The sequence below is a fragment of the Caballeronia eucalypticola genome (assembly GCF_047608185.1).
GTDB lineage: Bacteria > Pseudomonadota > Gammaproteobacteria > Burkholderiales > Burkholderiaceae > Caballeronia.
In genome coordinates this window covers 110,735-136,893 of the sequence record NZ_JBLKRU010000009.1, presented here as the reverse complement: position 1 = coordinate 136,893, position 26,159 = coordinate 110,735, and the positions used below count along the sequence as shown (strand labels likewise).

24 protein-coding genes are annotated in these 26,159 nt (G+C 59.5%); 12 read left to right on the top strand and 12 right to left on the bottom strand.

All coding sequences use genetic code 11. The annotated features are described in order from the left end of the window. Positions 1 to 105 precede the first annotated feature (105 nt). From ACMX25_RS13330 to ACMX25_RS13315, 4 genes are all read left to right on the top strand, one after another. Positions 106 to 1,101 (top strand): LacI family DNA-binding transcriptional regulator, encoded by a 996-nt coding sequence (locus ACMX25_RS13330; protein WP_414950483.1) that lies wholly within the window; start codon positions 106 to 108, stop codon positions 1,099 to 1,101. Positions 1,102 to 1,275: 174 nt separating this feature from the next. Next, entirely contained in the window at positions 1,276 to 1,884 is a 609-nt protein-coding gene (locus ACMX25_RS13325; protein WP_414950412.1) for a septal ring lytic transglycosylase RlpA family protein, read from the top strand. A 154-nt stretch (positions 1,885 to 2,038) separates the two neighbouring features. Further along, the gene (locus tag ACMX25_RS13320; protein ID WP_414950411.1) at positions 2,039 to 2,782 is read left to right on the top strand and encodes a FadR/GntR family transcriptional regulator; all 744 of its coding nucleotides are present in this window, start codon (positions 2,039 to 2,041) and stop codon (positions 2,780 to 2,782) included. After that, on the top strand, positions 2,783 to 4,195 hold the full coding sequence (locus ACMX25_RS13315; protein WP_414950410.1) for an FAD-binding oxidoreductase: 1,413 nt from the start codon (positions 2,783 to 2,785) through the stop codon (positions 4,193 to 4,195). 94 nt (positions 4,196 to 4,289) lie between these two features. On the opposite strand, the gene ACMX25_RS13310 is transcribed toward ACMX25_RS13315, so the two are convergent. From ACMX25_RS13310 to ACMX25_RS13300, 3 genes are all read right to left on the bottom strand, one after another. Next, positions 4,290 to 5,291, bottom strand: a complete 1,002-nt coding sequence (locus tag ACMX25_RS13310; RefSeq protein ID WP_414950409.1) for a ketopantoate reductase family protein — start codon at positions 5,289 to 5,291, stop codon at positions 4,290 to 4,292. Continuing rightward, positions 5,288 to 5,470 (bottom strand): hypothetical protein, encoded by a 183-nt coding sequence (locus ACMX25_RS13305; RefSeq protein WP_414950408.1) that lies wholly within the window; start codon positions 5,468 to 5,470, stop codon positions 5,288 to 5,290. The genes ACMX25_RS13310 and ACMX25_RS13305 overlap by 4 nt, the downstream gene beginning before the upstream one ends. A 264-nt stretch (positions 5,471 to 5,734) precedes the next feature. Then, positions 5,735 to 6,028, bottom strand: coding sequence for a hypothetical protein (locus tag ACMX25_RS13300; RefSeq protein ID WP_414950407.1), 294 nt, complete (start codon positions 6,026 to 6,028; stop codon positions 5,735 to 5,737). A 335-nt stretch (positions 6,029 to 6,363) separates the two neighbouring features. Between ACMX25_RS13300 and ACMX25_RS13295 the strand changes: the two genes are divergently transcribed. From ACMX25_RS13295 to ACMX25_RS13285, 3 genes are all read left to right on the top strand, one after another. After that, a complete protein-coding gene (locus ACMX25_RS13295) occupies positions 6,364 to 7,281 on the top strand; it encodes a LysR substrate-binding domain-containing protein (RefSeq protein WP_414950406.1) in 918 nt (305 codons plus the stop codon). Positions 7,282 to 7,659: 378 nt separating this feature from the next. After that, on the top strand, positions 7,660 to 9,099 hold the full coding sequence (locus ACMX25_RS13290; protein ID WP_414950405.1) for a gamma-aminobutyraldehyde dehydrogenase: 1,440 nt from the start codon (positions 7,660 to 7,662) through the stop codon (positions 9,097 to 9,099). Positions 9,100 to 9,268: 169 nt separating this feature from the next. Beyond that, positions 9,269 to 10,786: an amino acid permease gene (locus tag ACMX25_RS13285; RefSeq protein ID WP_414950404.1), complete on the top strand. Its 1,518-nt coding sequence runs from the start codon at positions 9,269 to 9,271 to the stop codon at positions 10,784 to 10,786. Between the two features lie 111 nt (positions 10,787 to 10,897). Here ACMX25_RS13285 and ACMX25_RS13280 read toward each other — a convergent pair whose 3' ends face one another. The 5 genes from ACMX25_RS13280 to ACMX25_RS13260 form a co-directional block, all read right to left on the bottom strand. Further along, positions 10,898 to 11,713: an alpha/beta fold hydrolase gene (locus ACMX25_RS13280; protein ID WP_414950403.1), complete on the bottom strand. Its 816-nt coding sequence runs from the start codon at positions 11,711 to 11,713 to the stop codon at positions 10,898 to 10,900. After that, complete coding sequence (locus ACMX25_RS13275) at positions 11,710 to 12,744, bottom strand: M14 family zinc carboxypeptidase (protein ID WP_414950402.1); 1,035 nt, start codon at positions 12,742 to 12,744, stop codon at positions 11,710 to 11,712. Before ACMX25_RS13275 ends, ACMX25_RS13280 begins: the two co-directional genes overlap by 4 nt. 76 nt (positions 12,745 to 12,820) lie before the next feature. Continuing rightward, the gene (locus ACMX25_RS13270; RefSeq protein WP_414950401.1) at positions 12,821 to 13,270 is read right to left on the bottom strand and encodes a hypothetical protein; all 450 of its coding nucleotides are present in this window, start codon (positions 13,268 to 13,270) and stop codon (positions 12,821 to 12,823) included. Positions 13,271 to 13,407: 137 nt separating this feature from the next. After that, a complete protein-coding gene (locus ACMX25_RS13265; RefSeq protein WP_414950400.1) occupies positions 13,408 to 13,602 on the bottom strand; it encodes a hypothetical protein in 195 nt (64 codons plus the stop codon). Between the two features lie 748 nt (positions 13,603 to 14,350). Beyond that, positions 14,351 to 16,669: an FdhF/YdeP family oxidoreductase gene (locus ACMX25_RS13260; protein ID WP_414950399.1), complete on the bottom strand. Its 2,319-nt coding sequence runs from the start codon at positions 16,667 to 16,669 to the stop codon at positions 14,351 to 14,353. 161 nt (positions 16,670 to 16,830) lie between these two features. On the opposite strand from ACMX25_RS13260, the gene ACMX25_RS13255 reads away from it, so the two are divergent. From ACMX25_RS13255 to ACMX25_RS13245, 3 genes are all read left to right on the top strand, one after another. Next, positions 16,831 to 18,270, top strand: a complete 1,440-nt coding sequence (locus ACMX25_RS13255) for an aminotransferase-like domain-containing protein (RefSeq protein ID WP_414950398.1) — start codon at positions 16,831 to 16,833, stop codon at positions 18,268 to 18,270. Between the two features lie 18 nt (positions 18,271 to 18,288). Continuing rightward, the gene (locus ACMX25_RS13250) at positions 18,289 to 18,600 is read left to right on the top strand and encodes an ArsR family transcriptional regulator (protein WP_414950397.1); all 312 of its coding nucleotides are present in this window, start codon (positions 18,289 to 18,291) and stop codon (positions 18,598 to 18,600) included. Between the two features lie 411 nt (positions 18,601 to 19,011). After that, positions 19,012 to 20,736 carry a methyl-accepting chemotaxis protein gene (locus tag ACMX25_RS13245; protein ID WP_414950396.1) on the top strand — a complete coding sequence of 575 codons (1,725 nt, stop codon included), beginning with the start codon at positions 19,012 to 19,014 and terminating at the stop codon, positions 20,734 to 20,736. Positions 20,737 to 20,835: 99 nt separating this feature from the next. Here the strand turns inward: ACMX25_RS13245 and ACMX25_RS13240 are convergent, their stop codons facing one another. From ACMX25_RS13240 to ACMX25_RS13230, 3 genes are all read right to left on the bottom strand, one after another. Then, complete coding sequence (locus ACMX25_RS13240) at positions 20,836 to 21,345, bottom strand: DUF1993 domain-containing protein (RefSeq protein ID WP_414950395.1); 510 nt, start codon at positions 21,343 to 21,345, stop codon at positions 20,836 to 20,838. A gap of 403 nt (positions 21,346 to 21,748) precedes the next feature. Beyond that, positions 21,749 to 21,949: a hypothetical protein gene (locus ACMX25_RS13235; RefSeq protein ID WP_414950394.1), complete on the bottom strand. Its 201-nt coding sequence runs from the start codon at positions 21,947 to 21,949 to the stop codon at positions 21,749 to 21,751. A 118-nt stretch (positions 21,950 to 22,067) separates the two neighbouring features. Then, positions 22,068 to 22,541 carry a hypothetical protein gene (locus tag ACMX25_RS13230; RefSeq protein ID WP_414950393.1) on the bottom strand — a complete coding sequence of 158 codons (474 nt, stop codon included), beginning with the start codon at positions 22,539 to 22,541 and terminating at the stop codon, positions 22,068 to 22,070. A gap of 385 nt (positions 22,542 to 22,926) precedes the next feature. On the opposite strand from ACMX25_RS13230, the gene ACMX25_RS13225 reads away from it, so the two are divergent. Both ACMX25_RS13225 and ydiK read left to right on the top strand, forming a co-directional pair. Then, a complete protein-coding gene (locus ACMX25_RS13225) occupies positions 22,927 to 24,444 on the top strand; it encodes a sensor domain-containing diguanylate cyclase (protein WP_414950392.1) in 1,518 nt (505 codons plus the stop codon). A gap of 165 nt (positions 24,445 to 24,609) precedes the next feature. Beyond that, complete coding sequence (ydiK, locus tag ACMX25_RS13220) at positions 24,610 to 25,740, top strand: AI-2E family transporter YdiK (protein ID WP_414950391.1); 1,131 nt, start codon at positions 24,610 to 24,612, stop codon at positions 25,738 to 25,740. 92 nt (positions 25,741 to 25,832) lie between these two features. On the opposite strand, the gene ACMX25_RS13215 is transcribed toward ydiK, so the two are convergent. Next, a complete protein-coding gene (locus ACMX25_RS13215; RefSeq protein WP_414950390.1) occupies positions 25,833 to 26,156 on the bottom strand; it encodes a chaperone modulator CbpM in 324 nt (107 codons plus the stop codon). Between the last annotated feature and the right edge of the window lie 3 nt (positions 26,157 to 26,159).

Genomic DNA, 26,159 nt, shown 5'->3' with positions numbered 1-26,159 from the left:
AGCATTCGAGCCACTCTCGCGGTGCAGTCCGCGCCGGCTCGCGCTGTATCATGCGAGCGTTATTCAACGAGACCAGGCGAGTCAATGTCAGAGTTTATGCCGACGATGGCGGACGTCGCGCGCGAGGCCGGCGTGTCGAAAATGACCGTGTCACGCGTGCTCGCCGACCGCGATGTATCCGTCGCCATGCGCGAGCGCGTGCTCGCGGTGATCGAGCAACTGGGGTATGTGCCGGATGCATCGGCGGGGACGCTGTCGTCCGGGCGTTCGCCGTTCATCGTGGCGCTGGTGCCGTCCATGTCAAGTTCGAATTTCGCGGACACCGTCCATAGCCTGAACGCGGCAGTGACGGCGCAAGGTCTGCAACTCCTGCTCGGCGATACCGACTACGACCCGAAACAGGAAGAGCAGCTTCTGCGCGTGATGCTCGCGCATCGGCCGGAAGGCGTGATGCTGACCGGGTCGTTTCACACCGTCGCTACGCGAGCGATGCTCAAGCGTTCGAAGGTTCCGGTCGTCGAAACGTGGGACGTACCACGCACGCCGATCCAGCAGGCGGTGGGATTTTCGAATATCGATGCCGCATGCGAAATGATGCGGCATCTTCATGAACGCGGGTATCGGCGGATCGGATTTATTGGCGGCGCGACCCGGCTCGACCGTCGCGGCCTGGATCGGCAGACGGGTTATCGAAAGGGCTTGAAGTTGTTCGGACTGGGCGAGCCGCGAGTGATTCAGCATGGTGCTTCACCCGTGACCTTGAGTCATGGCGGCGAGGCGTTTTCGCGCTTGATCGAGGCATGGCCCGATACCGACGCCGTGATGTGCGTGAGCGATATGTCGGCGTTCGGCGCGCTGATGGAATGTCATCGGCGCGGGATTCCTGTGCCCAAGAAAATGGCGGTCGCCGGGTTCGGGGATTTCGAAGTGTCGCGGTATTGCTATCCGAGCATTTCGACGGTGGCAGTCGATCCGCATGCGATCGGGCGGATGGCCGGCGAGATGTTATTGGCCGCGGCCGCTGCGCGCAAGAACGGATTGGGAGGGCTCTCGGAGAAGCGGCGCGTAGCATTTCAATTGGTTGTGAGGGAGAGCACCTGAGCACGGATTTGTTCAGATGGAAGTACGGCACGCCCGGTGTTTTCATCCCTCCATACTGCAGACTCTTTCAAGGTAGCGTTACGAGCTCCTGATACCCTGGAGACATCCTGATTCGAGTGTTACTCTCGCTGAATCAAAGGCTCACTGCTTTGACCAGTTGAAGAGGAGTGGTAAATGAAAAGTAATCTTCATACCACACAGAACAAGCGATTGGGCCTTCTTCGAGAAGCGGAGTGGGCGTGTTTGGAAACGCACCGGGTGCCGGTTTACACCCGTTTAGGCCGCGATCGAATACGCAAGCTTCGAACACTTCTGTCTGTGCTTTTATCGTGCTGGCTGAGCATCGCTTTCCCGGCGCAAGAGCCTGAGTCCGCCCAGGCCTCGCAGGCGAGTGCGAAGGCAACCCACCGTACCGGACTTGACCGTTCCGGCAGAACACGCAAGGGCAAGGCCTCGTACTACGGCCAGAAGTTCTATTCAAAAAAGATGGCTGACGGTACGCCCATGAATCCGCAGTCCAATGTCGCCGCGAGCAAGACTCTGCCGCTTGGCACCAAAGCCCAGGTCACGAATCTGGAAAACGGCAAAACCGATACGGTTGAAATCAGGGATAGGGGCCCCTACGTGAAGAACCGCATTGTCGACGTATCGCCCAAGACCGCCGATAAACTCGGTCTGAAAGAAAATGGCACCGCCCCCGTCGAAGTCAAACCGATCGAAGTTCCGCAGCCCGACGGTAGCGTGAAGCCCGGCACGGGCGCAGCGGATAGCCAGTCTCACTGAGTTGGTGAACCTGCTTCATAGGAGGATGGTCACCCCGGTATTGGGGCATTGGCGTGGCGGTATCCGGTAGGCCACGCTATTCACGCGTCCAAAGTTTTCATATAACATGCAAACCCGATAACTTGAAAATGCTCAGCTGAAGCCCGGACCCCTCGTGACAAAAGCGCTAACCCTTACCCAGCAAGTCGCTCAGCAAATGACTGGGGATATTCGAAATGGGGTTTACCCGGTCGGCACCAAGCTTCCGTCCGGCAAGGATTTGGCCGCGCGCTTCGGCGTCAGCCAGTCGGTGATCCGTGAGGTCACGGAGCGCCTGCGCTCGAATGGCCTGATCGACAGCCGTCAGGGCGCGGGTTGTACGGTGAAGGCGCGCACGGAAACCGGCGGTTTTCGCGTCCCCCACGCGGTCGGCGCGGATCGGGCGGACCTTGCGGATGTCTACGAGTTGCGGCTCGATCTGGAGAGCGCTGCAGCAGCGCTGGCGGCTGTGCGCCGGACTGAAGCCGACATCGATGCACTGGCGGCCATTCTCAAATCGCTCGCCGATAACCTCTACACGCCGGACCACGCGGTTGAGCTGGACATTGCTTTCCATGTAGCGATCGCCGATGCCACGCACAACCGCTACTACGTCGATCTGCTCCAGTACCTCAATCTGCAGATCCGCCAGGCGGTGCAGACGGCACGCACCCATTCGCTGGCGCGTCAGCGCCTGCCTGACGAAGTGCATCGTGAACACGTCCGCGTATTCGAAGCGATTTGTGCCGGCGATCCGGTAGCTGCGCGTAGTGCCGCGACCGCGCATCTGCAGAACGCCGCCGTCCGCCTGAACCTCGCGATTCCCGGCCGCGACGCGCTCAATAGCGTCGCATCCCTAAGCATATTGACGAACGAATAAATGACCGACACCTCTTTCCCTCAACGACTGATCGACAAGCTTGGACCCGACGCTGTCATCACGGCTCCCGACGACATCGCGCCGTGGCTGTCGGACTGGCGCGGCATGTACGCCGGCCACGCTCAAGCGGTCGTGCGCCCGTCGAGCACCGAAGACGTTGCAGCAGCTCTCACGCTCTGCTCGGAGGCGCGCGTGCCGGTTGTACCGCGCGGGGGCAACACGGGCTTGTGCGGCGGCGCCACGCCCGACGCCAGCCCCGCGAACGTGATCCTGAGCCTTGACCGGATGCACGCCGTTCGCAGTATCGATACGATCGGCAACACGATGGTCGCCGAAGCCGGTTGCATCCTTGGCAACCTGCGGCGAGTCGCGGCCGATGAACACCGCCTGCTGCCGCTCAGCCTTGCCGCTGAAGATTCGTGCCAGTTGGGCGGCAATTTGTCGACGAATGCGGGCGGCGTGAATGTCGTGCGCTATGGCATGACGCGGGAACTGGTGCTCGGGGTGGAAGCGGTCTTGCCGAACGGCGAGATTTTTCACGGCCTGCGCACCCTGCGCAAGGACAACACCGGTTACGACCTGAAGCAATTGCTGATCGGCGCGGAAGGGACATTGGGCATTATCACGGCGGCGGCATTGCGGCTTTATCCGCGCAACGACGTGCGGGTGGTCGTGCTGGCGGCCGTGTACTCGTCGCAACAGGCACTCGATCTTTTCGAACTCCTGTTCGAACGCGGTGGCCCACGCATGCAGGCGTTCGAATTTTTTACGGCCGAATGCCTGGACATGGTGCTTGAACAAGTCGATGGCATGCGTGCGCCCTTCACCGAACGTCATCCGGCTTACGTGCTGATTGAACTCGCCGATACCGTTGATGAAGCCGCGTTGCGCGAGCTCGTGGAGACGGTGATTGGCGAGGCGCTTGAACGTGAGTTATGCGTGGATGCTGCGGTATCCGAATCAATTGCGCAAGTGAACAGCATGTGGCGGCTGCGTGAGGAAATCTCCGAGGCGCAGCGTGCCGATGGTCCGCATGTGAAGCATGACGTCTCGCTACCGATAGCATCCATACCCGCGTTTCTTGCCTCGGCGGGCGAGCGCATCGATAAACATCACGCGGGTGTACGCCTGATCGTGTTCGGCCATTTCGGCGACGGCAATCTTCACTACAATCTCTCACGTCCGGTGGGTGAGCCGCGCGATTTCTTCAAGCTTCACGGAGACGGATTGACGGCGGAAGTGTTGGACGAAGTGGCACGCTACGGAGGCAGCATCAGCGCCGAACATGGTATTGGCCAACTCAAGCGCGAGTATTTCAGCCGCTATAAAGATCCGCTGGAAATCCGGCTTATGCGCGAGATTCGCAAGGTCTTCGATCCGCACGGCATCATGAATCCGGGCAAGATCTTCTGATAAGGCACGGGCGCCCGGTATCCACGCGAGCGCCCGCCGAAAAGCATTACTTGCCTGGCGCTGACCTGAGCGCTCCTACAACGCCTGCGTACCCTTAGCGCGCCGGCCCGTTGCCGGCCAGGTTGGCATTCAACTGTCCGGCGAGCCCATACAGCACGCTAAGAAACGGCACTGCAATTCCAGCCTTCTCCGCCAGTTCATGAGGCGCGCCCAAAATAGCTTCAATCTCCAGCTGACGGCCCGCTTCCACGTCCTGAAGCATCGACGTCTTGAACGCACCCAGCTTGCGCGTTTGGGCGTTGCGTGCCTGGGTCGTTATGTTCAGCTCGATCCCGATCTCTTCCCCAATCCGCCGCGCCTCTTCCATGATCGAGACGACAAGCTGCGCCGTCAACGGGTCGTCGAGAATCACGTCGGCGGTCGAACGGGTGAGGGCGCTGATCGGGTTCATCGTCATATTGCCCCACAGCTTCGCCCAGATATCGCTGCGAATCTCGCTAGATGTGGATACGTCGAATTGAGCAAGCCGCAGTAGTTCAATGGCGTGCGCTGCTTGATCCGTGACGCCCGTCGAGGCGGGTCCGACAATCAACTGGTTGCCATTGCCCTTTTTAACCACGCCAGGCGCGGCTATTGAAGACGAAAGATGCACGACGCAACCGGAAACTTGCGATGGCGGCAACGCAGCCGACACGACGCCCGCCGGATCCACCGATTCGAGCCGTTGCCCTTCAAGCGGACCGCCAAACGCGTTGAGGAACCACCAAGGCACCCCGTTCATGACCGAGACAATATGCGTGCCGTCGTTCACCAGTGGCGCCAGTGATTGTGCGGCCTGTATCAGCGCCGGTCCCTTCAGGCAGATGAACAACAGGTCCTGCGCGCCGAGCGTGCCAGGCTGGTCAGTCGCGTTGACAGTGACCACATACTGGTCGTCGCCCTCGATGACAGTCAAGCCATTGCGCTGTATGGCGTCAAGATGCGGTCCGCGCACCAGGAGGTTCACTGCAACGCCGGTGCGCGCCAGCCGTGCGGCCACGATACCGCCAATGGCGCCTCCGCCGACCACGGTAATTTTGATGGCTCGTTGATTCAAATTTTTCCCCTGACGAAGCGTCGATGCGATCGACACTTCGAATAAGTGCGTGGACCGTCATACCCTCGAACGGATGATACGCAACCATGTTGTGCAATTTGGGCAGGGTAGACGCTGGTGTACGGCAAACCGCCCTGCATGCAAGCTACCGGAAGCCCGGCGTTTGCATGAGTATGCATGACGCAATGTGCGTCTTCCACCGATTGATGATTTGCCGGCGCATCTTGAATGAGCAGCGTGATTTACGCGCCGGGATTGGTTTAGCCATGCATTGCGCTTGTCATTTAAACGCACCGTTTCGGGCTGCGCACTACTAAACCTGGCGAACAGATGGCGGGGCGTACGCTATTGCGGAAAAGCCGGTTTTCTGTGGCATTCCCAAGCTTTTAAAACCGCGTGACGGAAGCCCGTTTTAGGGATTGGAAGGTCGCTCGAACGGGCGCTTAGAAGCCCACCATCCACACTGCGGACTGCTTGCCGTTGCGAACGGTGTAGTGCAGTGCGGAGGCGGGAAGAGAGGGATCGAGCGTCGTGAGCGCGATGTCGTAGGGCTGACCATGCAAGCACGATACGCTGGGCTTCGAAACGTCAGCGAGGTCGGGCGCCGACTGGATCATGCAGCTTTCCTGCACGACCAGACTGACCGACAGTGTGGCCAGCTCAGTAGGCGAGACGTCCGATGCAAACACGCCCAGCACGATTGCCGCGAGTGTTAGCGTTCTGTTTTTTCGCAGCATATGAAAGTGAAATGATGATGCTATAGGGGCGTAAATGTCCGGTTTGCAGCACGCCGAACGCGGTTCGGATGTACTCCCCGAAAGTCTTCTCTATGCTATCGGCATGCGGGCGGGAGACTTTAGCGTCATTACGCAGACTAAGCCTTCCGAGCGGCCATGGCGATTGTTTGTCCCGTTGGTTTCAGGCGGCTCATCAGGCGGCTAAACCAGACGCATCTCTTGTTCCCGAATCGGTAACACGCAGACGCCAGGCATCGAAAGACCATGGTTTTATCGGCTCAGCTATAGTCGCGGCTTGACTACCCGTCAACCTATCGACCCGACGCCGGAGTTCCATGAGTCTGTCACTCAGAAGCGTTCGCTATTTCATCGCTGTCGCTGAAGCCGAATCGGTGACGGGCGCGACCCAGTCGCTCAACATCTCGCAATCGGTCATCACCGACGCCATCAAGGGTCTTGAAACCGAAGTCGGCGCGCAGCTCTTCGTACGCCACGCCCGCGGCATGGTCCTCACGCATGCGGGGCACCAGTTCCTGCGTCACGCGCATCAGATCCTCGCTGCGGTGCGCAATGCTCAGCAGGCGATGTCGTCGCGGCCCGACACCATGACCGGGCGGTTGAACATTGGCGTCACGACCATGATGACGGGCTACTTCCTGCCGTATCTGCTCGATCATTTTCGCCGCGTGTTTCCGAAGGTGGAGGTCAACGTGATCGAGGATCAGCGCGACTACATCGAACATCTGCTGGTGAATGGTGAACTCGACGTGGCCGTGCTGATCGTATCGAACATAGAGAACACGCAGGCGATTGAAACCGAGTCGCTGATCACGGCCGCTTGGCGTTTGTGGCTGCCGGCAAACCATGCGTTGCGCGGGCTTGGCAGCATCTCCCTGCGTGAGATTGCCGACGAGGCAATGATCATGCTCAAGGTCGATGAACTCGAGGACAACACCAATACTTACTGGCGTGCATCCGGGTTCAAGCCGAACGTGGTGATGCGCACGGCCTCGGTGGAGGCGGTGCGTAGTCTTGTTGCAACCGGCGCGGGTCTCGCGATTCTGCCCGATGTGCTTTACCGCCCGTGGTCGCTCGATGGTGACCGGCTCGAGGTGCGCAACATCATGGAAGAAATGCCGAAGATCGATATTGGCGTTGCATGGCGTCGCGGACTCACGCAGTCGGAGACGGCCCAGAATTTCCTGGTCGTCGCGCGTGAACATACGCGTGGACACGCGAAAATTTCTATCTAAATTTCCGATATCGCACTTGTCACGTTCTGTTTTGCAGAAAGCTGAGGGGATTTCCAAAAGAGGCACCCTTGCGCGGTCATATGGGCGTCACAGAGCGTACGTGCGGCTTTCGCGGTGAGATGGAAGCCCGGATTCACGTTATGACCTTTGCAGCCTGCTTATTTGGTTTCCGCCTTAGCTGTGTCAGTACAGCGTAAATCCGCGTAAATACGTCTCCCGTTCGGATTTATCGATAGCTCCTATCTGTGATGCTGGCTGGCGGCCAAAAAAATCGCAACCCTAAAATCGCTGCATGCCTCGACGCTTGGCGCCAAGCGTAATCAGGAACGCAGCGCCGGATGCCTCGCATTCTTCTTCCAACAAGAGAGAGCCAGACCTATGGAACAGACCCTGCAAACCAGCCTTCTGATCGGTGGCGAATTTGTACCCGGGGCCGGGAATGTAGAGGATGTCCTGAACCCCGCGACGGGCGACGTCATCGCACGGATTGCCGAGGCATCGCTGGATCAGGTTCAGGCGGCCGTTGCGGCTGCGAGCCGCGCGTTTCCCGCGTGGGCGAAGACCGTGCCGAAGGATCGCGCGAACCTGCTGCTCAAACTCGCCGATGCGATCGAGGCGCGGGCAACCGAGTTCGCGCGGCTCGAGTCGCTCAATTGCGGCAAGCCGTATCTCGGCGCGCTCAATGACGAGATCCCCGCGGTGGCGGACGTGTTTCGTTTTTTTGCGGGCGCTTGCCGCACGCAGCATGGGCAGCTTGCGGGCGAATATTTGCCGGGCTTTACCAGCATGGTGCGGCGCGATCCGCTCGGCGTGGTGGCATCGATTGCGCCTTGGAACTACCCGTTGATGATGGCCGCGTGGAAGATCGCGCCGGCGGTGGCAGCGGGTAACACGGTTGTCCTCAAGCCGTCCGAGCAGACGCCGCTCACTACGCTCAAGCTCGCTGAACTCATGGCCGCGATCTTTCCGCCGGGGGTGATCAACGTGGTGACCGGGCGTGGCGACACGGTGGGCGCACCGCTGATTGCGCAGCCGGACGTGCGCATGATTTCGATTACCGGCGATGTATCGACGGGGCAGAAGATTCTCGAAGCGGCGTCGCGCACGGTCAAGCGCACGCATCTGGAACTGGGCGGCAAGGCGCCGGTGATCGTATTCGACGACGCCGATCTGGAGCAGGTCGTCGCGGGCCTGCGCACCTTTGGCTACTACAACGCGGGGCAGGACTGCACTGCCGCGTGCCGGGTGTATGCGGGGCCGAAGATCTACGAGAAGCTGGTGGCCGATCTCTCCAGCGCGGTGAGCACGATCCGCGTGGGTGAGCAGCATATGGATGGCGTGGAGATGGGTCCGCTGATCTCCGAGCGCCAGCGAAGCCGCGTGGCGAGCTTCGTGGAGCGGGCCGCGAGTCAACGTCATATCGAAGTCACCGCAGGCGGCAAGGCGGGTGCGTCGCGCGGATTTTTCTACGAACCGACAGTGATTGCGGGCGCGCTGCAGACCGATGAGATCGTGCGGCGCGAGGTGTTCGGGCCGGTGGTGTCGGTGACCCGTTTCGACGATACCGCCCAGGCCATTGCGTGGGCCAACGACTCCGACTTCGGGCTTGCGAGTTCCGTGTGGACAGGCGATGTAAGCCGTGCGTTCAAGGTGGCCGCCGAACTGCACTACGGCTGCACCTGGATCAACACTCATTTCATGCTTGTGAGCGAAATGCCCCATGGCGGCATGAAGCGCTCAGGGTATGGCAAAGACATGTCGGTCTACGCGCTTGAGGACTACACCTGCGCGCGCCACGTGATGGCGAAGTTTGAGTAGCACGCCTGCATAAAGCGTCGCAGCGATCCGGAAATTTGCAGCAAGCCCTTTGTAGAAGATGTTTTTCTTGCGTTCCAGCCGTTCCCGTTTTTAGTCGGGCGTCTTGTCCCTTAGCAGTCCCTTCGACGTTCTTCAACCCTTTGAAGTCAAACTGAGCAAGAGGAAAAACATGGAACCAGTCAATCTGCCCGACGCCTCCGCCGCGCTGGACCACGACGCGCGGCAACTCAAGAGCATGGGTTATACCCAGGAACTGGCGCGCCGCATGAGCGGCTTCTCGAACTTCGCCATATCGTTCTCGATCATCTGCATCCTGGCAGGGGGCATTACCGCGTTTCCGCAGGCATTGAGCGCGACGGGCGGTGCGTCCATCGGCATTGGCTGGCCGGTCGGCGCGCTCTTTGCGATGGTCGTTGCCGCTTCAATGGCGCAGATTGCATCGTCTTATCCGACGGCTGGCGGCCTGTATCACTGGAGTTCGATTCTCGGCAACAAGGGCTGGGGATGGGCGACTGCGTGGTTCAACCTGCTTGGGTTGATCTTCGTGGTGGCATCGGTGAATTTCGGCGTCTACGATCCGTTCTTCAAGACGCTGATCGCGCCGCTGTTCGGCATCAATCCCGACTCGCTCACGTTCTGGCACCAGACTGCGTTCATCGCGGCGGTGACGTTGACTCAGGCGTGGCTCAACCATAGCGGTATCCGGATCACGACGATCCTGACCGATCTTTCGGGCTACCTGATCTTCGCTATCGCGCTGCTCCTGACACTGGCGTTGCTCGGGTTTTCGAAGACGCCGTTCGACTTCGGGCGGCTTATCGACTTCAGCAACTTCACCGGTTTCGATGGCGGCGCGTGGCCCAAGCAAGGCATGCTGGCGGCGTTCTTGTCGGGCCTTTTGCTGACCATCTACACCATCACCGGTTTCGATGCTTCCGCGCACACCTCGGAGGAAACCCAGGATGCGGCGCGCAATGTACCGAAGGGCATGCTGCGCGCCGTGCTCTGGTCGGCGTTGTTCGGCTACATCATGGTTTGTGCGTTCCTGCTCGTGATGCCGGACATCAAGGAAGGCGTGAAGCAAGGCGGCGGGTTCTTCAATGCGCTGCTCAGTACCTTGCCGGCGTGGTTGCGGATATCGCTTGGTATCGGCATTTTCTTGTCGAACTATTTGTGCGGTCTGGCTTGCCTCACGTCATGTTCACGGATGATGTATGCATTCGCGCGCGACGGTGGGCTGCCTGCGTCGAACTGGCTTAAGAAGGTCAACAATACGCATCGCACACCGGGCGCCGCGATCTGGGTATCGGCACTTCTTGCGATTGCAGCGACCTTGTACGGCGACGCGTTCGCCGTGCTCTCGACGGGCAGCGCGGTGTTCTTGTACGTGTCGTATGTCATGCCGGTCGCGGCCGGGTTGAACGCCGAAGGCAAGACCTGGGTGCGCAAGGGTCCGTTCAACCTGGGCATGTGGTCGAAGCCTATCGCGACGCTGGCCGTGCTCGGCGGGGCCGTGCTTGTTTATGTCGGGATTCAGCCGCCTAATGAAAAGGTGCTTTACATCAGCTTGCTGCTCATCGCGGTCATGGCCGTGTTCTGGTATGGATTTGGTGTGAGAACGCGGTTTGCCGGGCCGCCGGCTGTCAAGAGCGAGATGACGGCGGAAGTGGAAGTCGTGAATACTTGATAGGTATGCGTACTAATAGGTGCGGTCGATCATAAGAGATCGTTCGCACTGGACCGATCAGCCGCGTGAGCATGGGAAGACATCAGTCCATGTTCAAGCGGTTGAGGTCGACTAGAGAATTGCTTGTCCACCGGACACAAGCGGCGGTTCATCTTCGTGACTTTGCAAGTGGCGCAACCAGTCGGCAATCGCCTTGCTCGTCCAGACCGGATCGTCGTGAGGCAAATCGTGGCCAGCCCAAGCGTGCACCGCGTGGGCAACACCCCAACGAGTTGCTATGCGCTTGGAGCAAACCGGATTGACCAGCCGATCCGCCCTCGATGAGAGCAGCAGCGCAGGGCAAGCGGGCGCGTGACTATCGGCGCGAAAATGTGCCGCGGCCCACAGTTGACGCATACCGTTCGCAGCGCTCACGGGGGCGCTTTGCCTGATCGCAATCCACTCGGCGATGTCATCAGCCTGAGTGTCCATCCGGTTGCACGTCAGGTCGTGGATGATCGTTTCGCACTTCGTAGGATCAGCCCATGAAGCAGCGGCGCGCACGAGCGCGGGCCAAACCTCGGGCCGAAGCCGTTCGGTCATGGCGCTGAACGGCCGCATGCTGGTGTTGATCAGCACCAGCCGTTCGATCTCTTCCGGATGACGCTGCGCCCAGCCGGTCGCGACCATGCCGCCCAGCGACATGGCAACCAGCCGATACGGCGGCAGCAACCCCGCATCGGCCGCCCGCGCCCGGACGAACTTCACCATGTCTTCTACATCGAGCGGGGCGCTCAGCGCGTTCTCACGGCCGTTTCCGGGCAGGTCGAGCAGCACGATGTTGTCGGCATCGCCATTGAAACCTGTTTCAAGGCGCAGTTGCTCCGGAAACGAGCCCCAGTGACGGCCTTCGCGTGTCAGTCCGCGCAACAGGATCCACGTGCTCATTGTGGGGATTTGCGCTGCCAGTGTTCCACGGCGCGTTCGAGGATCTGTTTTCGCACGTCGCCCTTGGGCAACCATCTATTCGATGCAAACGCCGCGCGTGTCAGGAAATCCAGGAAGTTGGCGTGACGACGCAAGACCCGTTCGACGCGATGCGCCTTGACCGGATTGAACATGCCGAGGCGGGAAAAGATCTGGCTGGGATTTTTCCGGATCCAGCGCCATGAGCCCAGTTCGAGGGTCATTGGCAGGAACACGTTTGGCGCCGGCGTCTGGTCGTAGGCGCAGTCCCAGAGGTCGCCGTGAAGCAAATATTGGTGACTCTGCGGTTCAAACGCGTAACCGTGATGCGGATACGCCTGCTCGAACATGGTCTTGAGCTGGTACATCTCGGGGAGATGGGGCATTTGCTGCCGGGTTCGCGCGTAAGGGAACCAGATGCTGTCGCCCCAGCCGTAACCTGAGTGACAGTCGAGTGCAAGGCTGAGCGGGCGTGTCATCAACTCCTGCTTCACGACATTGAGCAAGGCGGCGCTCTCGAGTTCCAGAGAACCTTGGGCCGGACCGCGATACCACGGCAACCATGAACCTATCCGCTGGCCGCCGGCAAGGAAGGGGACGCGTCCTTCAGCGCTTTGGGGGGCATTGCGCATCAGGTCGACGCCATTGGGATTCGAGCGCGTTTGTGCCCACATGCCGCCTGGATTCACGATCGGCATGAAAACAAGCCGTACCGAACGCAATTGTTCGTGCAGCAGCTCGTCCCATTCGAGACGCCGTAGCAGCGCACGCATGTAGTCGAGGATCAATTGCGTACCGATGCGCTCAAGGCCGTGCACGCCGCCAAAAAAGCCGATGGCGGGCGCTTCGGGATCGTTCGATCCGATCGCGGCGGTAAGGATTGGGAAGGACTGTGCGCCGGCGCGAACTTCGCCCACCGTGCGCGTTTCGAAGCGCGCGTGGCCGGCCGCGAGGATGGCATTGAGGTCATCGAACTCTGCAAAGCTTGCAGAGGCTACGCTTAATGGTCTCATGCCCACGACCTGTTTTTGGATGCATCCTGACGCGGCCGGAAATACAAAAATGGCCGCTTCAGGATGGCTGGTACGCTCAGGACTTGCCTGGCCTTCCTGTTTTGACTGTCTCGACAGCGGCGACAGCCGCAGTGAGTTGTTCGATATTAGCGCGCTCAAGTATGAGCAATCCCGCCCGCAAGAGCTCGCCTTTTTTGACGTGGACGCCATTAGCGAGGCATTTTTGCTTCAGCAGGCCGATTTTGTCGTAATCGGACTTGGGCATTGTAAAGCTGTCACGAATGACCTTTTCTTTTTTCGCCCGCTTCACTTTCTCTTCGGCTGCGGCGGACACAACGGGCGCTGCTTTAGCCTTCGATTTAGCGGGCGCTTGCACCGCTTTACCTTCACTTTCCTTTGCTGCCTCGACCACTGCTTTGGCGATTGATTTGCGTTTGCTTACCGTCGGCTCGGCAGACGCCGTTTCCGCGGTCTTGGGGAAATGAAAAGCCTTCTTGCTAGGGGCCTTCGTAGCGGGTCCGGGCATGGAGTCTCCAATTGGGTAAAAGTATAAACAGTATATACTCTTTTGAGTTGATTGCTCGCGCCGGTGGACGGGGGCTTGGTCTTGGGGTTTTGGAGGTTAGTGGTCGGATTTATTGCCGAGTTGAACGGGTTTCTGCGTTAGCGGTCAGGGTCAATGCCGGGTTGCTGCTTTCCAGCATTCGCGCGTTTTATGTTGGATTTTCTCTTTATCACTATTAGCCACTGCGCGTGGCGGCGCGTCATTTCTTTGTCCAAAGCGACAAAGAAACGAAGCAAAGAAAGCGCTTTTAACAGCACTACCCTAAGTGTCCACAGCGTGCAGTTTTGATTCATGGGTGCCCCAAAAGAACGGTGCTCGCAAGAGCCACGGATGTGTGAAACCCTCCTTCTCCGAACACGGATACCCACACGCTTCGCCACCAGTGATTGAACCTGCCCAAGGGACACCCCGCGCTATCCGCCTAGAACCAACCACCGAATTGGTCGCATGCCGAAACATGCTGCGAAACCGCTCAGGGAACAAGGCCTCCAAAATACGTGAGGCCGTGCCCGAAAAAATGACTGCAAGCCACCAGCCCGTTCGCAAAAAACTGAAGCAGTAAATACACTTCAAGCCCTGATCCGCAAAGCCGGCCACACCTCGCCTGGCGGCGAGGACTACTCAATCAGGCTATAAAGAAATGAAATCTCAAAAGCACGTGAGGCCGTGCTGGTCCGTGGAACATGGGTGCTTGCCCGAGAGTGTACGGGGCGAAGCGTGTTACTGTCAGGATTCGCGAGAAGGAGGGGTTCAAACATCCTAAGCTCTGGCGAGCACCGTGCTTTTGGGGTACCCATGAATCAAAACTGCACGCTGTGGACACTTAGGGTAGAGCGGTGAAAGCGTTTTCTTTGCTTCGTTTCTTTTTCGCTTTGGAAAAAGAAATGACGCGCCGCCACGCGCAGTGGCTAATAGTGATAAAGAAATCAGCTAACACCGAACGCGCAAAGACCTGGAAAGCAGCAACCCGGCATTGACTCCGACCGCTAACGCATAACCCGTGCAACCCGGCACCACCCCTGACCGCCAACCCCAGGCCAATCAAGCAGCCACAAGCTGCTCCTCTGCCGCTGCACACAACAAAACCGGAATAGACTTTGACGTAGGCGTGCCCGCGCCATCGGCAACACTTGCCAGTGGCACAAGCGGATTCGTCTCCGGATAATAAGCGCCGAGACATCCCCGCGGAATGTCATAAGCGACCAGCAAAAAGCTATCCGCTCGCCGCGTAATACCATCGTCCCAAACGCTAGTGATATCGACCCGTTGACCTGCTTCAAAACCCAGCATCTCGATGTCCAGCTGATTCGCGAACAACACGCGCCGCTGCCCATATACCCCACGATAACGGTCATCGAGACCATAGATTGTCGTGTTGTACTGATCGTGTGAACGGGTGGTCATAAGCGTCATCAACCGTTCGCCATGAACAGTGCGCGCCCGATGAATCGGGGTATCGAATTCAATGCCGTGCACCAAAAATTGCGCCTTGCCGCTCGGCGTAATCCACACGCGGTCACGCGATGCCACGCCCAGATGAAACCCGCCCGGATGCTTGAGCCGCTCGTTGTAATTCTCGAACCCCGGGATGACTTTTTCGATGCCATCGCGAATCAAAGCATAGTCGTTCGCGTGCGCGAGCCAGTCCACCTTCGCGCTGCCGAGCGTGGCCAGCGCCATGCGCGCGACAATCGCAATCTCCGACAACAAGTTCGGCGAAGCAGGGCGGTTCATGCCATACGAAATGTGCACCATGCTCATGGAATCCTCCACGCTCACGCCTTGCGCCACGCCGTTCTGCATATCGATTTCCGTACGGCCCATCGTCGGCAGGATCAGCGCATCGCGGCCATGAATCAAGTGGCTGCGATTCAGCTTGGTCGTGATATGCACAGTTAAATCGCACGAACGCATGGCTTCCCATACACGCGGCGTATCGGGCGTCGCAATCGAAAAATTGCCGCCCAGCCCGATGAATACTTTCAGCTTGCCGGCAAGCATCGCTTCAATGGAACCGACCACGTCGTACCCATGTTCGCGCGGCGGCTCGAAGTCGTACGCGGCGCCAAGCCGGTCGAGGAACGCTTGCGTCGGCTGCTCTTCGATGCCAACCGTGCGGTCGCCCTGCACATTCGAATGCCCGCGAACCGGACACAGTCCCGCACCCAGCCGCCCGATGTTCCCGCGCATCATCATCAGGTTCGACAGGAGTTGCACCGTCGGCACCGAGTTCTTGTGCTGCGTCAGACCCATGCCCCATGTCGATATCACCGCGCGGCCGCGTGCGTAGATATCGGCGAGTTGCAGGACTTCGTCTTTCGGCACGCCCGATTCCGCGACGATCGCATCCCAGCTTTCGGCGCGCAGGTCCTCGGCGAAGGCATCGAAACCCACCGTGTGCTCGGCGATGAACTCAAGATCGAGCACGCGTGGCAAGCCTTGCTCAAGCGCGGCATCGTCGAGTTCGATCACGCGTTTCGCCACGCCTTTGATCAACGCAAAATCCCCGCCGATCTTCGGCCGGATGAAAACCGAACTGATCTTCGTGCTGCCGCCGGTAAGCATCTCCACCGGATGCTGCGGGCTTGCGAAACGTTCGAGACCGCGTTCACGCAGCGGATTGATCGAGACAATCGTGGCGCCGCGCTTCGCGCACTCACGCAGCTCTCCGAGCATCCGCGGATGGTTCGTCGCCGGATTCTGGCCGAAGAGCAGCAGGGTATCGGCGTGTTCGAAATCCTCAAGCGTGACGGTTCCCTTACCCACGCCCACTGTTCCCGGCAGACCCCGGCTCGTGGCTTCGTGGCACATGTTCGAGCAGTCGGGGAAGTTGTTGGTGCCGTACATCCGCACGAACAACTGGTACAGGAACGCGGCTTCGTTGCTCGCGCGGCCCGAGGTATAGAAGGCGGCGCGATCGGGGTTATCGAGGCGATTCAGATGGTCCGCGATCAGCGCAAACGCGTCGTCCCACGCGATGGGCACGTAGCGGTCGCGCGCGGCGTCGTAGACCAGCGGATCGGTCAGGCGGCCATGCTGTTCCAGCTCGTAGTCCGACTGCGCCATCAACTGTTCGACGGTATGTTCTTCAAAGAACGCCGGCGTGACGCGCTTGCTGGTGGACTCGGCAGCCACGGCTTTCACGCCGTTTTCGCAGAACTCGAATGTGGACGCGTGCTCGCGATCCGGCCACGCGCAGCCGGGGCAATCGAAGCCGTCCGGCTGGTTCTGGCCAAACAGCGTGCGGTAATTTCCGCCCGAGACCTTCTCCTTCAGGAGATTGAGGGCCACATACTTGAGCGCGCCCCAGCCGGCTGCGGGGTGCGTGTACGGTTCAATGCGAGGTTCGGTTTTTTTCACAATGCCTGCCGCAGATTCATGAGGGTTTTCACCAATGAGGCAAGGCTACTGTGTTCCGAAAATAATGCGGTATACAGAAAAATAGATAGGCGAGGAGTACAGTTGGGTATCTGCCGGACTTATAAGCCTGCCCGGTCAACTCCTTTGCTCATATATCAACCTTGACGCTTTACGAAAAACTGGCTGCCGAGATCGAGGAAGCCGTGCGCCGCGGAGTGTTCGCGGTGGGCGAACGCGTGCCGTCGGTGCGTCAGGCGAGTGCACAACATGGGCTCAGCATCAAGACGGTCCTGCACGCCTACGCGTTGCTGGAAAGCCGGGGCGTGCTGGAAACCCGGCCGCAGTCGGGCTATTTCGTGCGCGAACTGCCTGCTCCGCAAGCCGTTAGTCAGGCGGCGTCGCAGCCACCGCCGGTTGCATCGAAAGTCGATGTCAGCCGCCTCGTGCTGTCCACGCTCCGCTCCATCCGTTCGCAGGACGCCACGCCGCTCGGGTCGCCTTATCCGGACCCGTCGCTGTTTCCCTGGCGTCGCATCAACCAGCTGGCGAACGCCATTGCACGGCGGCATTCAAGCTGGAACCTGATGGACGACCTGCCGCCCGGCAACCCCGAACTGATCCGCCAGATTGCGCGTCGTTATGCGGAGAACGGCGTGCCCGTGGATCCCGACGAGATCATCATCACCGTCGGCGCCACCGAGGCGATCAACCTGAGCCTGCAAGCCGTCGCAAAACCGGGCGATACCGTCGCGGTCGAATCGCCAACGTATTACGCGATGCTCCACGCCATCGAGCGCCTCGGCATGCGGGCAATCGAAGTGCCGACGCATCCGGCCGAAGGCATCGACATCGACGCCCTCGCGGTCATCATCCGCGAACATAAGATTGCCGCTTGCATGGTGATGCCGAATTTCCAGAATCCGCTGGGTTTCGTGATGTCCGATGCCAACAAGGAGCGGCTCGTCGACCTGCTCGCCGCGCACGAAATCCCGGTGATCGAAAACGATGTGTACCAGGAGTTGTACTACGGCGAAGCACGGCCGTCCGCGCTCAAGAACTTCGATAAAAAGGGTTTGGTCTTGCACTGCGCGTCGTTTTCGAAGAGCCTTACGGCGTCGTACCGGATCGGCTGGGCGATGCCCGGCCGCTATCGCCGCGAGGTGGAAAAGCTCAAGTTCCTGAACACGCTGACCACGCCGTCGGTGCCGCAGGTCGCGGTGGCGGACTATCTGCGGCAGGGCGGTTACGACCGTCATCTGCGGCATGTGCGCAAGGTGTACCGGCAGCAGGCGCGCCTCATGATCGCGATGGTCAAGCGTTTCTTTCCCGCCGGCACGCACACGTCCACGCCCATGGGAGGGTATGTGCTGTGGGTCCAGTTGCCTGATGATGTCGACTCGATGCAGCTCTACGAAACAGCGCTCGCACTCGGGATCACTATCGGGCCGGGCACGATGTTTTCATCGCGCGATGCCTTCCGTCATTTCATCCGGCTCAACTACAGTTATCCCTGGAACGCGCAGACGGAAGCGGCGGTGAAGACGCTGGGCGAACTGGTCGCGGGCATGGCGCGCGAAAAAATCAGAGGCATCAAAAATTAAATCGTAGGGGACAAAGATATGAACGACGAGATCGATCCGGCGCTAATCGCGATCCTCGCGCAATTGTGGCGGGCGGCGCAGGAGACGCCAGGGCGGGCATGGTCGCTCGCGAAGTTATCGAAGCAATCGGGTGTGCCGATGAGCAGCCTCATTCGTCACCTGACTGCACTGTCCGACGCAGCGTTGCTGGCCCCGCCCGAAAACGCCGGCGCGGATGGTGAAATTGCCGCAAACACCGCGAATCCGCCCACGGCCGTATTAAGCGAAGCGGGCCGCGAACTTTGCGCGCAATTATTTGCGCAACCGCCACCGGAGATCGACGAAACCTGAACGATCGTGCATCTTCATGGGTGCTATTGGTTGGTAATTGTCGACCCGTTGCAATTTCACGCGAGTTATCGCAACTCATGTAGTGTAAATGGCAAGTTATTGTAAGAAATATAGAATTATTTCCCGAGCCGGACGATTAAGGAGGAAGCACTCGGAAATGGTGCTTTTGGGTAGAAATCGTCGATATTGTCCGCTCGTGGAAACCGAAGAAGTTATTTCTTCCGAAATCTCAAGTATCCCGGGAGCCTGCCGCCCCGATTCACGCCTGACATTACCGATTAGATTCAACGGCTTACAGAAGCGCGTTATTCTTCATACGTTTTAACTTCATAAATGAAAAACTGAAAGGTTGTTTCAGGAAGTCTCGAATGCTCCGTAATCGTGTTCATCGTTGATCACATGGAGCATTAGATGAATTTGAGTAACTTCAAGATAGGCACCCGGCTGGGCGCGGGTTTCGCGGCCATTCTGCTGTTGTTATGCGCAGTTGGCGGATTGACCCTTTGGCAGGCGTCGCACATCTATTCCGGCACGCTCGAGCTGGGTAATGACTGGCTACCCAGCGTCCAGGCTGCCGGCAAGATGCAGGCGTATGCGAACAACGTGCGTCGCACGACATTGCGTTCTATCCTCGCGGCCGACCCAAAGGAAAAGCAGGAACAGCGCGTGTCGCACGACGCCTCCGTCGCCCAGCTTCAGGCAGTGTTCACGAAATACGAGAAGCTGGTGTCGTCGCCTGAAGAACGCCAACTCTTCGATAACATCAAAACCGCGTGGGCGCGTTATGCGGCTATCGACGCGAAGTTGCTCGACCTGGCCGACAAAGGCGACGCCGGATTCAGCGACGCTCGTGCGCTCTCGAGCGGCGAAGCGGGCGCCGCGTTCACGGACATGCTCAAGCTGATCGAAACCGACATCGAACTCAACCGCACCGGCGCGGAAGGTGAGGTTGCGCGCGCTGCATCGACTTATGACGGCGCCATTGTGAGCACGGGCTTGCTGATCGCTGTCGCGGTGTTCGCGGGTATCGCGATTGGCTGGCTGATCACGCGCTCCATTACCACGCCGATCGGACGCGCTGTCGTGATCGCCGAGACCGTCGCCAAGGGTGACCTGACCGCGGATATCGAGGTATCGGGGAAGGACGAAACCAGTCTCTTGCTGGCCGCGATGCGTCACATGAACGAGCGGCTAGTCGATGTAGTGGGCCGCGTGCGCAACAGCAGCGACAGCATCGCCACCGGTTCCGCGCAAATTGCGGCAGGCAACACGGATCTCAGCCAGCGCACGGAAGAGCAGGCGGCTTCGCTCGAAGAAACCGCTGCGAGCATGGAGCAACTTACCGCGACGGTTAAGCAGAATGCGGAAAATGCGTTGCAAGGTAATTCGCTGGCTGCCAACGCGTCGGAGACGGCTGTGCGCGGAGGCGAGGTCGTCAATCGCGTGGTCCAGACGATGAGCGAAATTTCCAGCAGCTCGGAACAGGTGGCCCAGATCATCACGGTGATCGAAGGCATTGCATTCCAGACGAACATCCTTGCGCTGAACGCGGCAGTTGAGGCGGCGCGCGCCGGTGAGCAGGGCCGCGGGTTTGCCGTGGTGGCAGGCGAAGTGCGGACGCTGGCTCAGCGCAGCGCGTCGGCGGCCAAGGAGATCAAGGACCTGATCAGCGCGTCGGTGCAGCGGGTGAATGTCGGCTCGCAACTGGTTGACGAAGCCGGGCGCACGATGGGCGAAGTGGTTCAGTCGGTCAAGCGCGTGACGGACCTGATGGGTGAGATCAGCGCGGCGTCGGGTGAACAGCACACCGGCATCGAGCAGGTCAATCAGGCGGTCGGGCAGATGGATGAGGTGACGCAGCAGAACGCGGCGCTGGTTGAAGAAGCGTCCGCGGCCGCGCAGTCGATGGCGGCACAGTCAAGCACCTTGCGCGAGCTCGTCTCGGTGTTCCGGATCAGTGCTTCCGATCCGGTTGCACAAGCGGTCACGACCTTCCGAGCAACGCCGGCAACGAGTCGTCCGGCAAGCAAGATCAAGCCCGCGATCAAGGCCACAATCAAGGCCGCGACACGGCCGGCCGCTGCTGCGAGAGTCGCGCCGGTGGTGGCCAAAGATCCGGAATGGCAGACCTTCTGAGCGGTTGAGCTTACGATCTTTGACCCGCCGACTGGCGGTCAGGCGGACCGCAACGGACTGTATTAAATCCGTTCTGCGGCCCGATTCGAATGGGCTGGATTAATAAGCGCCCATGTAGTCGCGCTTGCCGATATCCACACCGTTGTGGCGCAGGATTGCATACGCGGTCGTCACGTGAAAGAAGAACTGGGGCAGGCCGTAGTGTTGCAGATAGGCGCTGCCGGCCAGCTTCTTCTCTTTCGGCGTACCCGGACGCAGCACGATTTCCTTGTTTTCACTGCCTTCGAATTGCGCGGCCTCGAACGTGCCGATGTAAGCCAGCGCCTTGGCCACCAATGCCTGCAGATCGGCAAACGTCGCTTCGGTATCGGCCCACGACGGCACGTCCACGCCGGCCAGACGCGAGGTCACGCCTTTGGTGAAGTCAGCGGCGATCTGGACCTGGCGAACCAGCGGGAACATGTCCGGGAACAAACGTGCCTGGAGGAGCGCATTTGGGTCAATGTTCTTCTCTGTCGCGTGCGTTTCCGCTTTCTTGAGCACGTCGGACAGGGCGGTCAGCATCTGCTTGAAAACCGGGACGGACGTGCTGTACATGGAGATGGTCATGATTACTCTTTCAGTCGATGGGGGTTGCCTGCGCGAACCATGCCGCGCCGGTTAGTTTTTATCTGTGCTGAGTCGCGGCTTGAGCTTTGACAGGCTTGGGCAGGTGATTGAGCCAGCAAGTTGAGCCAGAAAGTCAGGTGTTTGCCAACATCGCACGCACTAAGCGGTTTGCGGTCGCTGTAGAGCAAGCGAACCATGGCCTTACCGAAGCGCTGTACCCAGCCCATTGCCGCGCACGATTATAAGCGTGCCGGGGTTTGTGCCGGATTACGTGCAGTTCTGGGGTTTGCGGTGCTGGGCCATGCGCTTACGCGCCCAAATCTCACACGTTAGCGGATGGTGTTTATGCGCCTTGCTCGGTGAACCCCCAATCGTCACCAACCGCGCGTACTACCCCCGCGTACTACCCCCGCCCACCATCCGGCAACAACGTAATCCCAAACCGCGGCGCGGCTTCACGCATGCGGCCAATATCCTCCGGTAGCGGCGGAGCGGGCGTGACCGGACCTGCCTGCGCGTCGGCGCAAGCGGCGACGAAGTCATCGAATCCGGCCGGCGTGCAGACGATCAAATACCGCGATGGCAACGAGTCTTCAGGATGCACGTACTAAATGCCCGGCCGGCGATCAACTTCAAACGACGGGCAGCACTCATCCCTCGAAGCGTCGTTTCGCTTCGATTCCCCGAGTGCCAGCCACATAACCGCAGAGGCTTACATCGACTTACGCGGGCACGCCTGCAGCCACTTTGGAATAGTCGCAAAACCCCCGGAAATCGCTTGCCAGGATCTGCAGTAACGCGGTGCCTTTATGTCCCGTGGCGCGATAAAGTTCGGCATCGCTATGGCCTGCCTCCACGCCTTTGCTGAAGGCCTCCGAGCGCAGGATCGCGCTGTCGACGCAATAGCTGAGCGAAGCCTGACTATTGGGAAAAATCAAATTGATCACGAGGCCGGTGGCGGCGAGTTGCACGTCGGCGTTATCGATTTGCCACGCCGCGCAGATCGGCACGCAAAATCCGTGGAGATAACCAACGAGTTTTGCTTCCAGGTCGACGGGCAAGGTGTGGTAATCAAGCTCCGAACGTGCAATGGTGGGAATAGTCAGTGCTGCGACAATCGCCGCAATCTTGCCGGCACTCGCCACTTCTTGAGTGTCTTGCGACTCGTCATGGAATTGATATAGCCGTTGAAACATCGACGCCTCCTTATGAGCCTGGTTTTTCACGAACACACCGGGCACAGGGTTGATGGAATATGATCCATAACACGGGAAACACGGGGTGAAACAGCCGGTGAGTTGTCCGGTTGCACATTCTCCGTTGGAAACCCGTCCGCCAATAATGGCGTGTGCATAACGGCATGGCAAATGAACCGGCCGGCCGGGAACTAGTAGTAATACTGATAGTGGCAATAGTGACGCGAGATGTGACCGGGTAATGATTCCCCTGGAGTGGAGGTTCGCTGGCGGGATGTCGGTCAGACATTAGTTGAACGTGAGATCCGCGGATGCGTCGAGGTTGATCCGCGGGACCAGGGACGAATACGGTCCCCTCTATCAAGTTGGAAAGACCGCAACCACAATGATAAAAGCAGAGCAAGCAAGCTGCGTCAGCCTGGTGAGCCGCATCAAGCGCGGGTTGTCGACATCCGCTGCTGTCGCTTCGTGCGGCATTTTTGTTGCAATTGTCATGGTGGGCCTATGCGCGTTGGTCCTGTATCAAAGCCGTCAGGATGCGCTGGAGCACACCCGCGACACTTTGCGCGACATCGCCGTCATTGCACAGCGCGACATAGAACGCAATCTCGAACTCTACGAACTGTCGCTGCAAGCCGTGGTCGACGGGCTTCAACAATCCGACGTCATGGCCCTCCCGCCTCACATGCGCCGGGAAGTCCTCTTCGACCGCGCAGCCAGCGCGAAATATCTTGGCTCGATGCTGGTAATGGATGCGGCCGGCAACGTCGTCATCGATTCAGGCGGCGACATACCAAGAGCCGGTAATTTCAGTGACCGGTCATATTTCACGATTCAACGCGACAACCCCCATGCAGGTCTCTACATAAGCGATCCGTACCTGTCTCGCTTGCGCAACGGCACGCCGAGTATCGGCCTGAGCAGGCGGCTTTCCAACCCGGACGGATCGTTTGCGGGAATCGTGCTTCTGGCGGTGAATATTGCGTACTTTCACGACCTGTTCGCCGGGTTGGCGCTCGGCCCGCACGGCTCGCTTTCGCTGATCGGACGCGACGGCGCAATGCTCATGCGCCAGCCTTACGACCCCAAGGTTATCGGGCGGAACATCAAGGATGCCGCCACGTTCAAGCAGTTTTTATTAGCGCGTGACGGCAGCTTCAGCGAAAAATCGTCTATCGATGGCACTCGCCGGCTGTACTGGTTTGCCAACTTTCCACGGGCGCCGCTCATCATCATGGCGGCGGCGTCGGAGGAAGATATTTACGCTTCATGGCGGCGCCGGGCACTCACAATCGGGTCGTTGATGGGCGTGTTCGGCGCGGCGTTCATCGCGCTTTCCATTCTGCTCGGGATGCAGTTGCGGCGGCGCATGCGGGCTGAGTCCGCGCTGGAATTGCTCGCGAGGACGGACGGTCTGACTGGATTGAACAACCGCCGCAGCCTTGGCGAGATACTTGATCTCGAGTGGCGTCGCGCGAAACGTTCGCAGAGTGTGCTGTCGCTGCTGTTTGTCGATATCGATCGATTCAAGGCTTATAACGACACCTACGGTCATCAAGCCGGCGACGATACCCTCGCGGCGGTCGCACGCTGTATTGCGGCCAACATCCGGCGTCCGGCCGACAGCGCCGCGCGCTATGGGGGCGAGGAGTTTATTGTTGTGCTTCCCGATACCTCGGCGCTAGGCGCTTCGTTGATTGCAGAGAAGATCCGCTCCGCAATTTGCGCTTGTCATATCGAGCACGTGGGGAGCGAGTATGGTTGCGTGACGGCCAGTATTGGCGCGGTCAGCCGTGAACCGCAGATGGACGACGACCTGACAACCGTAATCAAGGCCGCCGATGAAGCCTTGTATAACGCGAAGGCGACCGGCCGGAACAAGGTGTCGACTGCCGAGGCCTGACGCGTCCGGGCGCGGCCCTGGAACATCGCCGCGTTCGTCCGCAGAGGTTTATGGACATCCGGCGCGAACCCTGTCAAAGTCGCTCCTCCGCGCACCTGTGGCAACCTTTCGCGGTTTGGAACGCGCGTTCAGGCACAGCCAGAATATCCTTGTCAGGAGCACGAAATGAATGAAACGACCCCGCGTCCCCCCATCGATATTGCCCGCATTCTGTTCGTGATCGTCATCCTGTCGGCGTTGACGATTGGCAGTCTTTATATCTTGCGGCCGTTTATTCCGGGGCTTATTTGGGCGACAACTATTGTTGTTGCGACCTGGCCCGTGATGCTCGCCATACAGCGCCGCGTCGGCAATCGCCGATGGATTGCAACGGGAATCATGTTGCTCATCCTGCTGGTCGTGATTGCACTGCCGCTCTACGAAGCCATTTCGACACTGGCCATACACGCGGCCGACATAATGGGGACCATCAAGCTTCTGCCCACCTACGCACTGCCGCCTCCGCCTGGCTGGGTCGGCGATATTCCGCTAGCCGGGCAGCGCGCCGCGCATGAGTGGCAGACGTTGTCGGACGCCGGGCCGGGCGGCATTCTTGCGAAACTCGAACCGTATCTGACGATTGTTGCGCGCTGGATGCTCGGTCATGCAGCCGCTGTAGGCGTGTTCGTGATTCACATGTTCGTCACCATTATTATCGCGGGCATTCTCTATAGCCAGGGCGAAGCAGCGGGTCGTTTCGTAACCCGTTTCGCCACCCGGCTTGCTGCGCAACGCGGCGCGGCAGCGGTCAAGCTGGCGGGGCTGGCAATTCGCGCGGTCGCGCTCGGGATTGTCGTGACAGCGGTGGCGCAGTCGGCGCTGGGCGGGATCGGTTTGTGGATAGCAGGCGTTCCTGCCGCCGGAATATTGACCGCGGTCATGCTCATGTTGTGCCTCGCGCAGATCGGGCCGTTGCTGCCCCTGCTCGGCGGTGTCGCATGGCTTTTCATGCACGACTCAACCGTCGCCGCCATCTTGCTGCTGGTCTGGTCGGTCGCGGTCGCCATGCTCGACAGTCTGCTGCGGCCCATTCTGATCAGGCGCGGCGTCAATCTTTCGATGCTGTTGATCCTGGCCGGCGTGTTGGGCGGCATGTTCGCGTTCGGGATCGTCGGTTTGTTCGTTGGCCCGGTCATCCTGGCGGTGGCATCGACACTACTGGAAGCGTGGATGAGCGAACCTCCGCCGGTGGTTGTCGTCGACGTTGCGCAAGATGATCGGCCGATGGCCGCAGGCAATTCGAAAGAATTGTCCTGACGCGGCAGGCGCGCGAGGGTTCCTTCGGGTTACGTTGCACCGGTACATGGCTAGGAGCGTCCGCAGTTAGCCATGTACCGAACGCTAAGCGATTATCGCGGATGCCCTAGCCGTGCCTTCGTTGCGTGTATTTCAGCTTGCAGTTCCTCTATGCGTTGCAACAACGATAACGCCAGCGCAAGCCCTCGCTGATCGAGTTCGAAGTCGTCGCGCAGCCGCCTTGCGGTCTTCACCGTCACGACATAACGCAACTGGAACATGCGGGCGGAAGTGCCGGTCTCAGCGGGCTTGATGATGCCGGTATCGACGAGGTCTTCAATTTCCTCAATCGATAAACCCGATGCCTCCGCCAGATATTCAACCTGGCAAACGTCCACGTCGTTAAGCCAGACCGACTCGCTCAATGGTGTGCTCATGGC

Bases quoted from the DNA above. Each gene is read 5' to 3' on its own strand.
- ACMX25_RS13330 (WP_414950483.1), top strand. From the start codon at position 106: ATGGCGGACGTCGCGCGCGAGGCCGGCGTGTCGAAAATGACCGTGTCA.
- ACMX25_RS13325 (WP_414950412.1), top strand. From the start codon at position 1,276: ATGAAAAGTAATCTTCATACCACACAGAACAAGCGATTGGGCCTTCTT.
- ACMX25_RS13315 (WP_414950410.1), top strand. From the start codon at position 2,783: ATGACCGACACCTCTTTCCCTCAACGACTGATCGACAAGCTTGGACCC.
- ACMX25_RS13305 (WP_414950408.1), bottom strand. From the start codon at position 5,470: ATGCATACTCATGCAAACGCCGGGCTTCCGGTAGCTTGCATGCAGGGC.
- ACMX25_RS13300 (WP_414950407.1), bottom strand. From the start codon at position 6,028: ATGCTGCGAAAAAACAGAACGCTAACACTCGCGGCAATCGTGCTGGGC.
- ACMX25_RS13295 (WP_414950406.1), top strand. From the start codon at position 6,364: ATGAGTCTGTCACTCAGAAGCGTTCGCTATTTCATCGCTGTCGCTGAA.
- ACMX25_RS13290 (WP_414950405.1), top strand. From the start codon at position 7,660: ATGGAACAGACCCTGCAAACCAGCCTTCTGATCGGTGGCGAATTTGTA.
- ACMX25_RS13285 (WP_414950404.1), top strand. From the start codon at position 9,269: ATGGAACCAGTCAATCTGCCCGACGCCTCCGCCGCGCTGGACCACGAC.
- ACMX25_RS13280 (WP_414950403.1), bottom strand. From the start codon at position 11,713: ATGAGCACGTGGATCCTGTTGCGCGGACTGACACGCGAAGGCCGTCAC.
- ACMX25_RS13275 (WP_414950402.1), bottom strand. From the start codon at position 12,744: ATGAGACCATTAAGCGTAGCCTCTGCAAGCTTTGCAGAGTTCGATGAC.
- ACMX25_RS13270 (WP_414950401.1), bottom strand. From the start codon at position 13,270: ATGCCCGGACCCGCTACGAAGGCCCCTAGCAAGAAGGCTTTTCATTTC.
- ACMX25_RS13265 (WP_414950400.1), bottom strand. From the start codon at position 13,602: ATGAATCAAAACTGCACGCTGTGGACACTTAGGGTAGTGCTGTTAAAA.
- ACMX25_RS13250 (WP_414950397.1), top strand. From the start codon at position 18,289: ATGAACGACGAGATCGATCCGGCGCTAATCGCGATCCTCGCGCAATTG.
- ACMX25_RS13245 (WP_414950396.1), top strand. From the start codon at position 19,012: ATGAATTTGAGTAACTTCAAGATAGGCACCCGGCTGGGCGCGGGTTTC.
- ACMX25_RS13240 (WP_414950395.1), bottom strand. From the start codon at position 21,345: ATGACCATCTCCATGTACAGCACGTCCGTCCCGGTTTTCAAGCAGATG.
- ACMX25_RS13230 (WP_414950393.1), bottom strand. From the start codon at position 22,541: ATGTTTCAACGGCTATATCAATTCCATGACGAGTCGCAAGACACTCAA.
- ACMX25_RS13225 (WP_414950392.1), top strand. From the start codon at position 22,927: ATGATAAAAGCAGAGCAAGCAAGCTGCGTCAGCCTGGTGAGCCGCATC.
- ydiK (WP_414950391.1), top strand. From the start codon at position 24,610: ATGAATGAAACGACCCCGCGTCCCCCCATCGATATTGCCCGCATTCTG.
- ACMX25_RS13215 (WP_414950390.1), bottom strand. From the start codon at position 26,156: ATGAGCACACCATTGAGCGAGTCGGTCTGGCTTAACGACGTGGACGTT.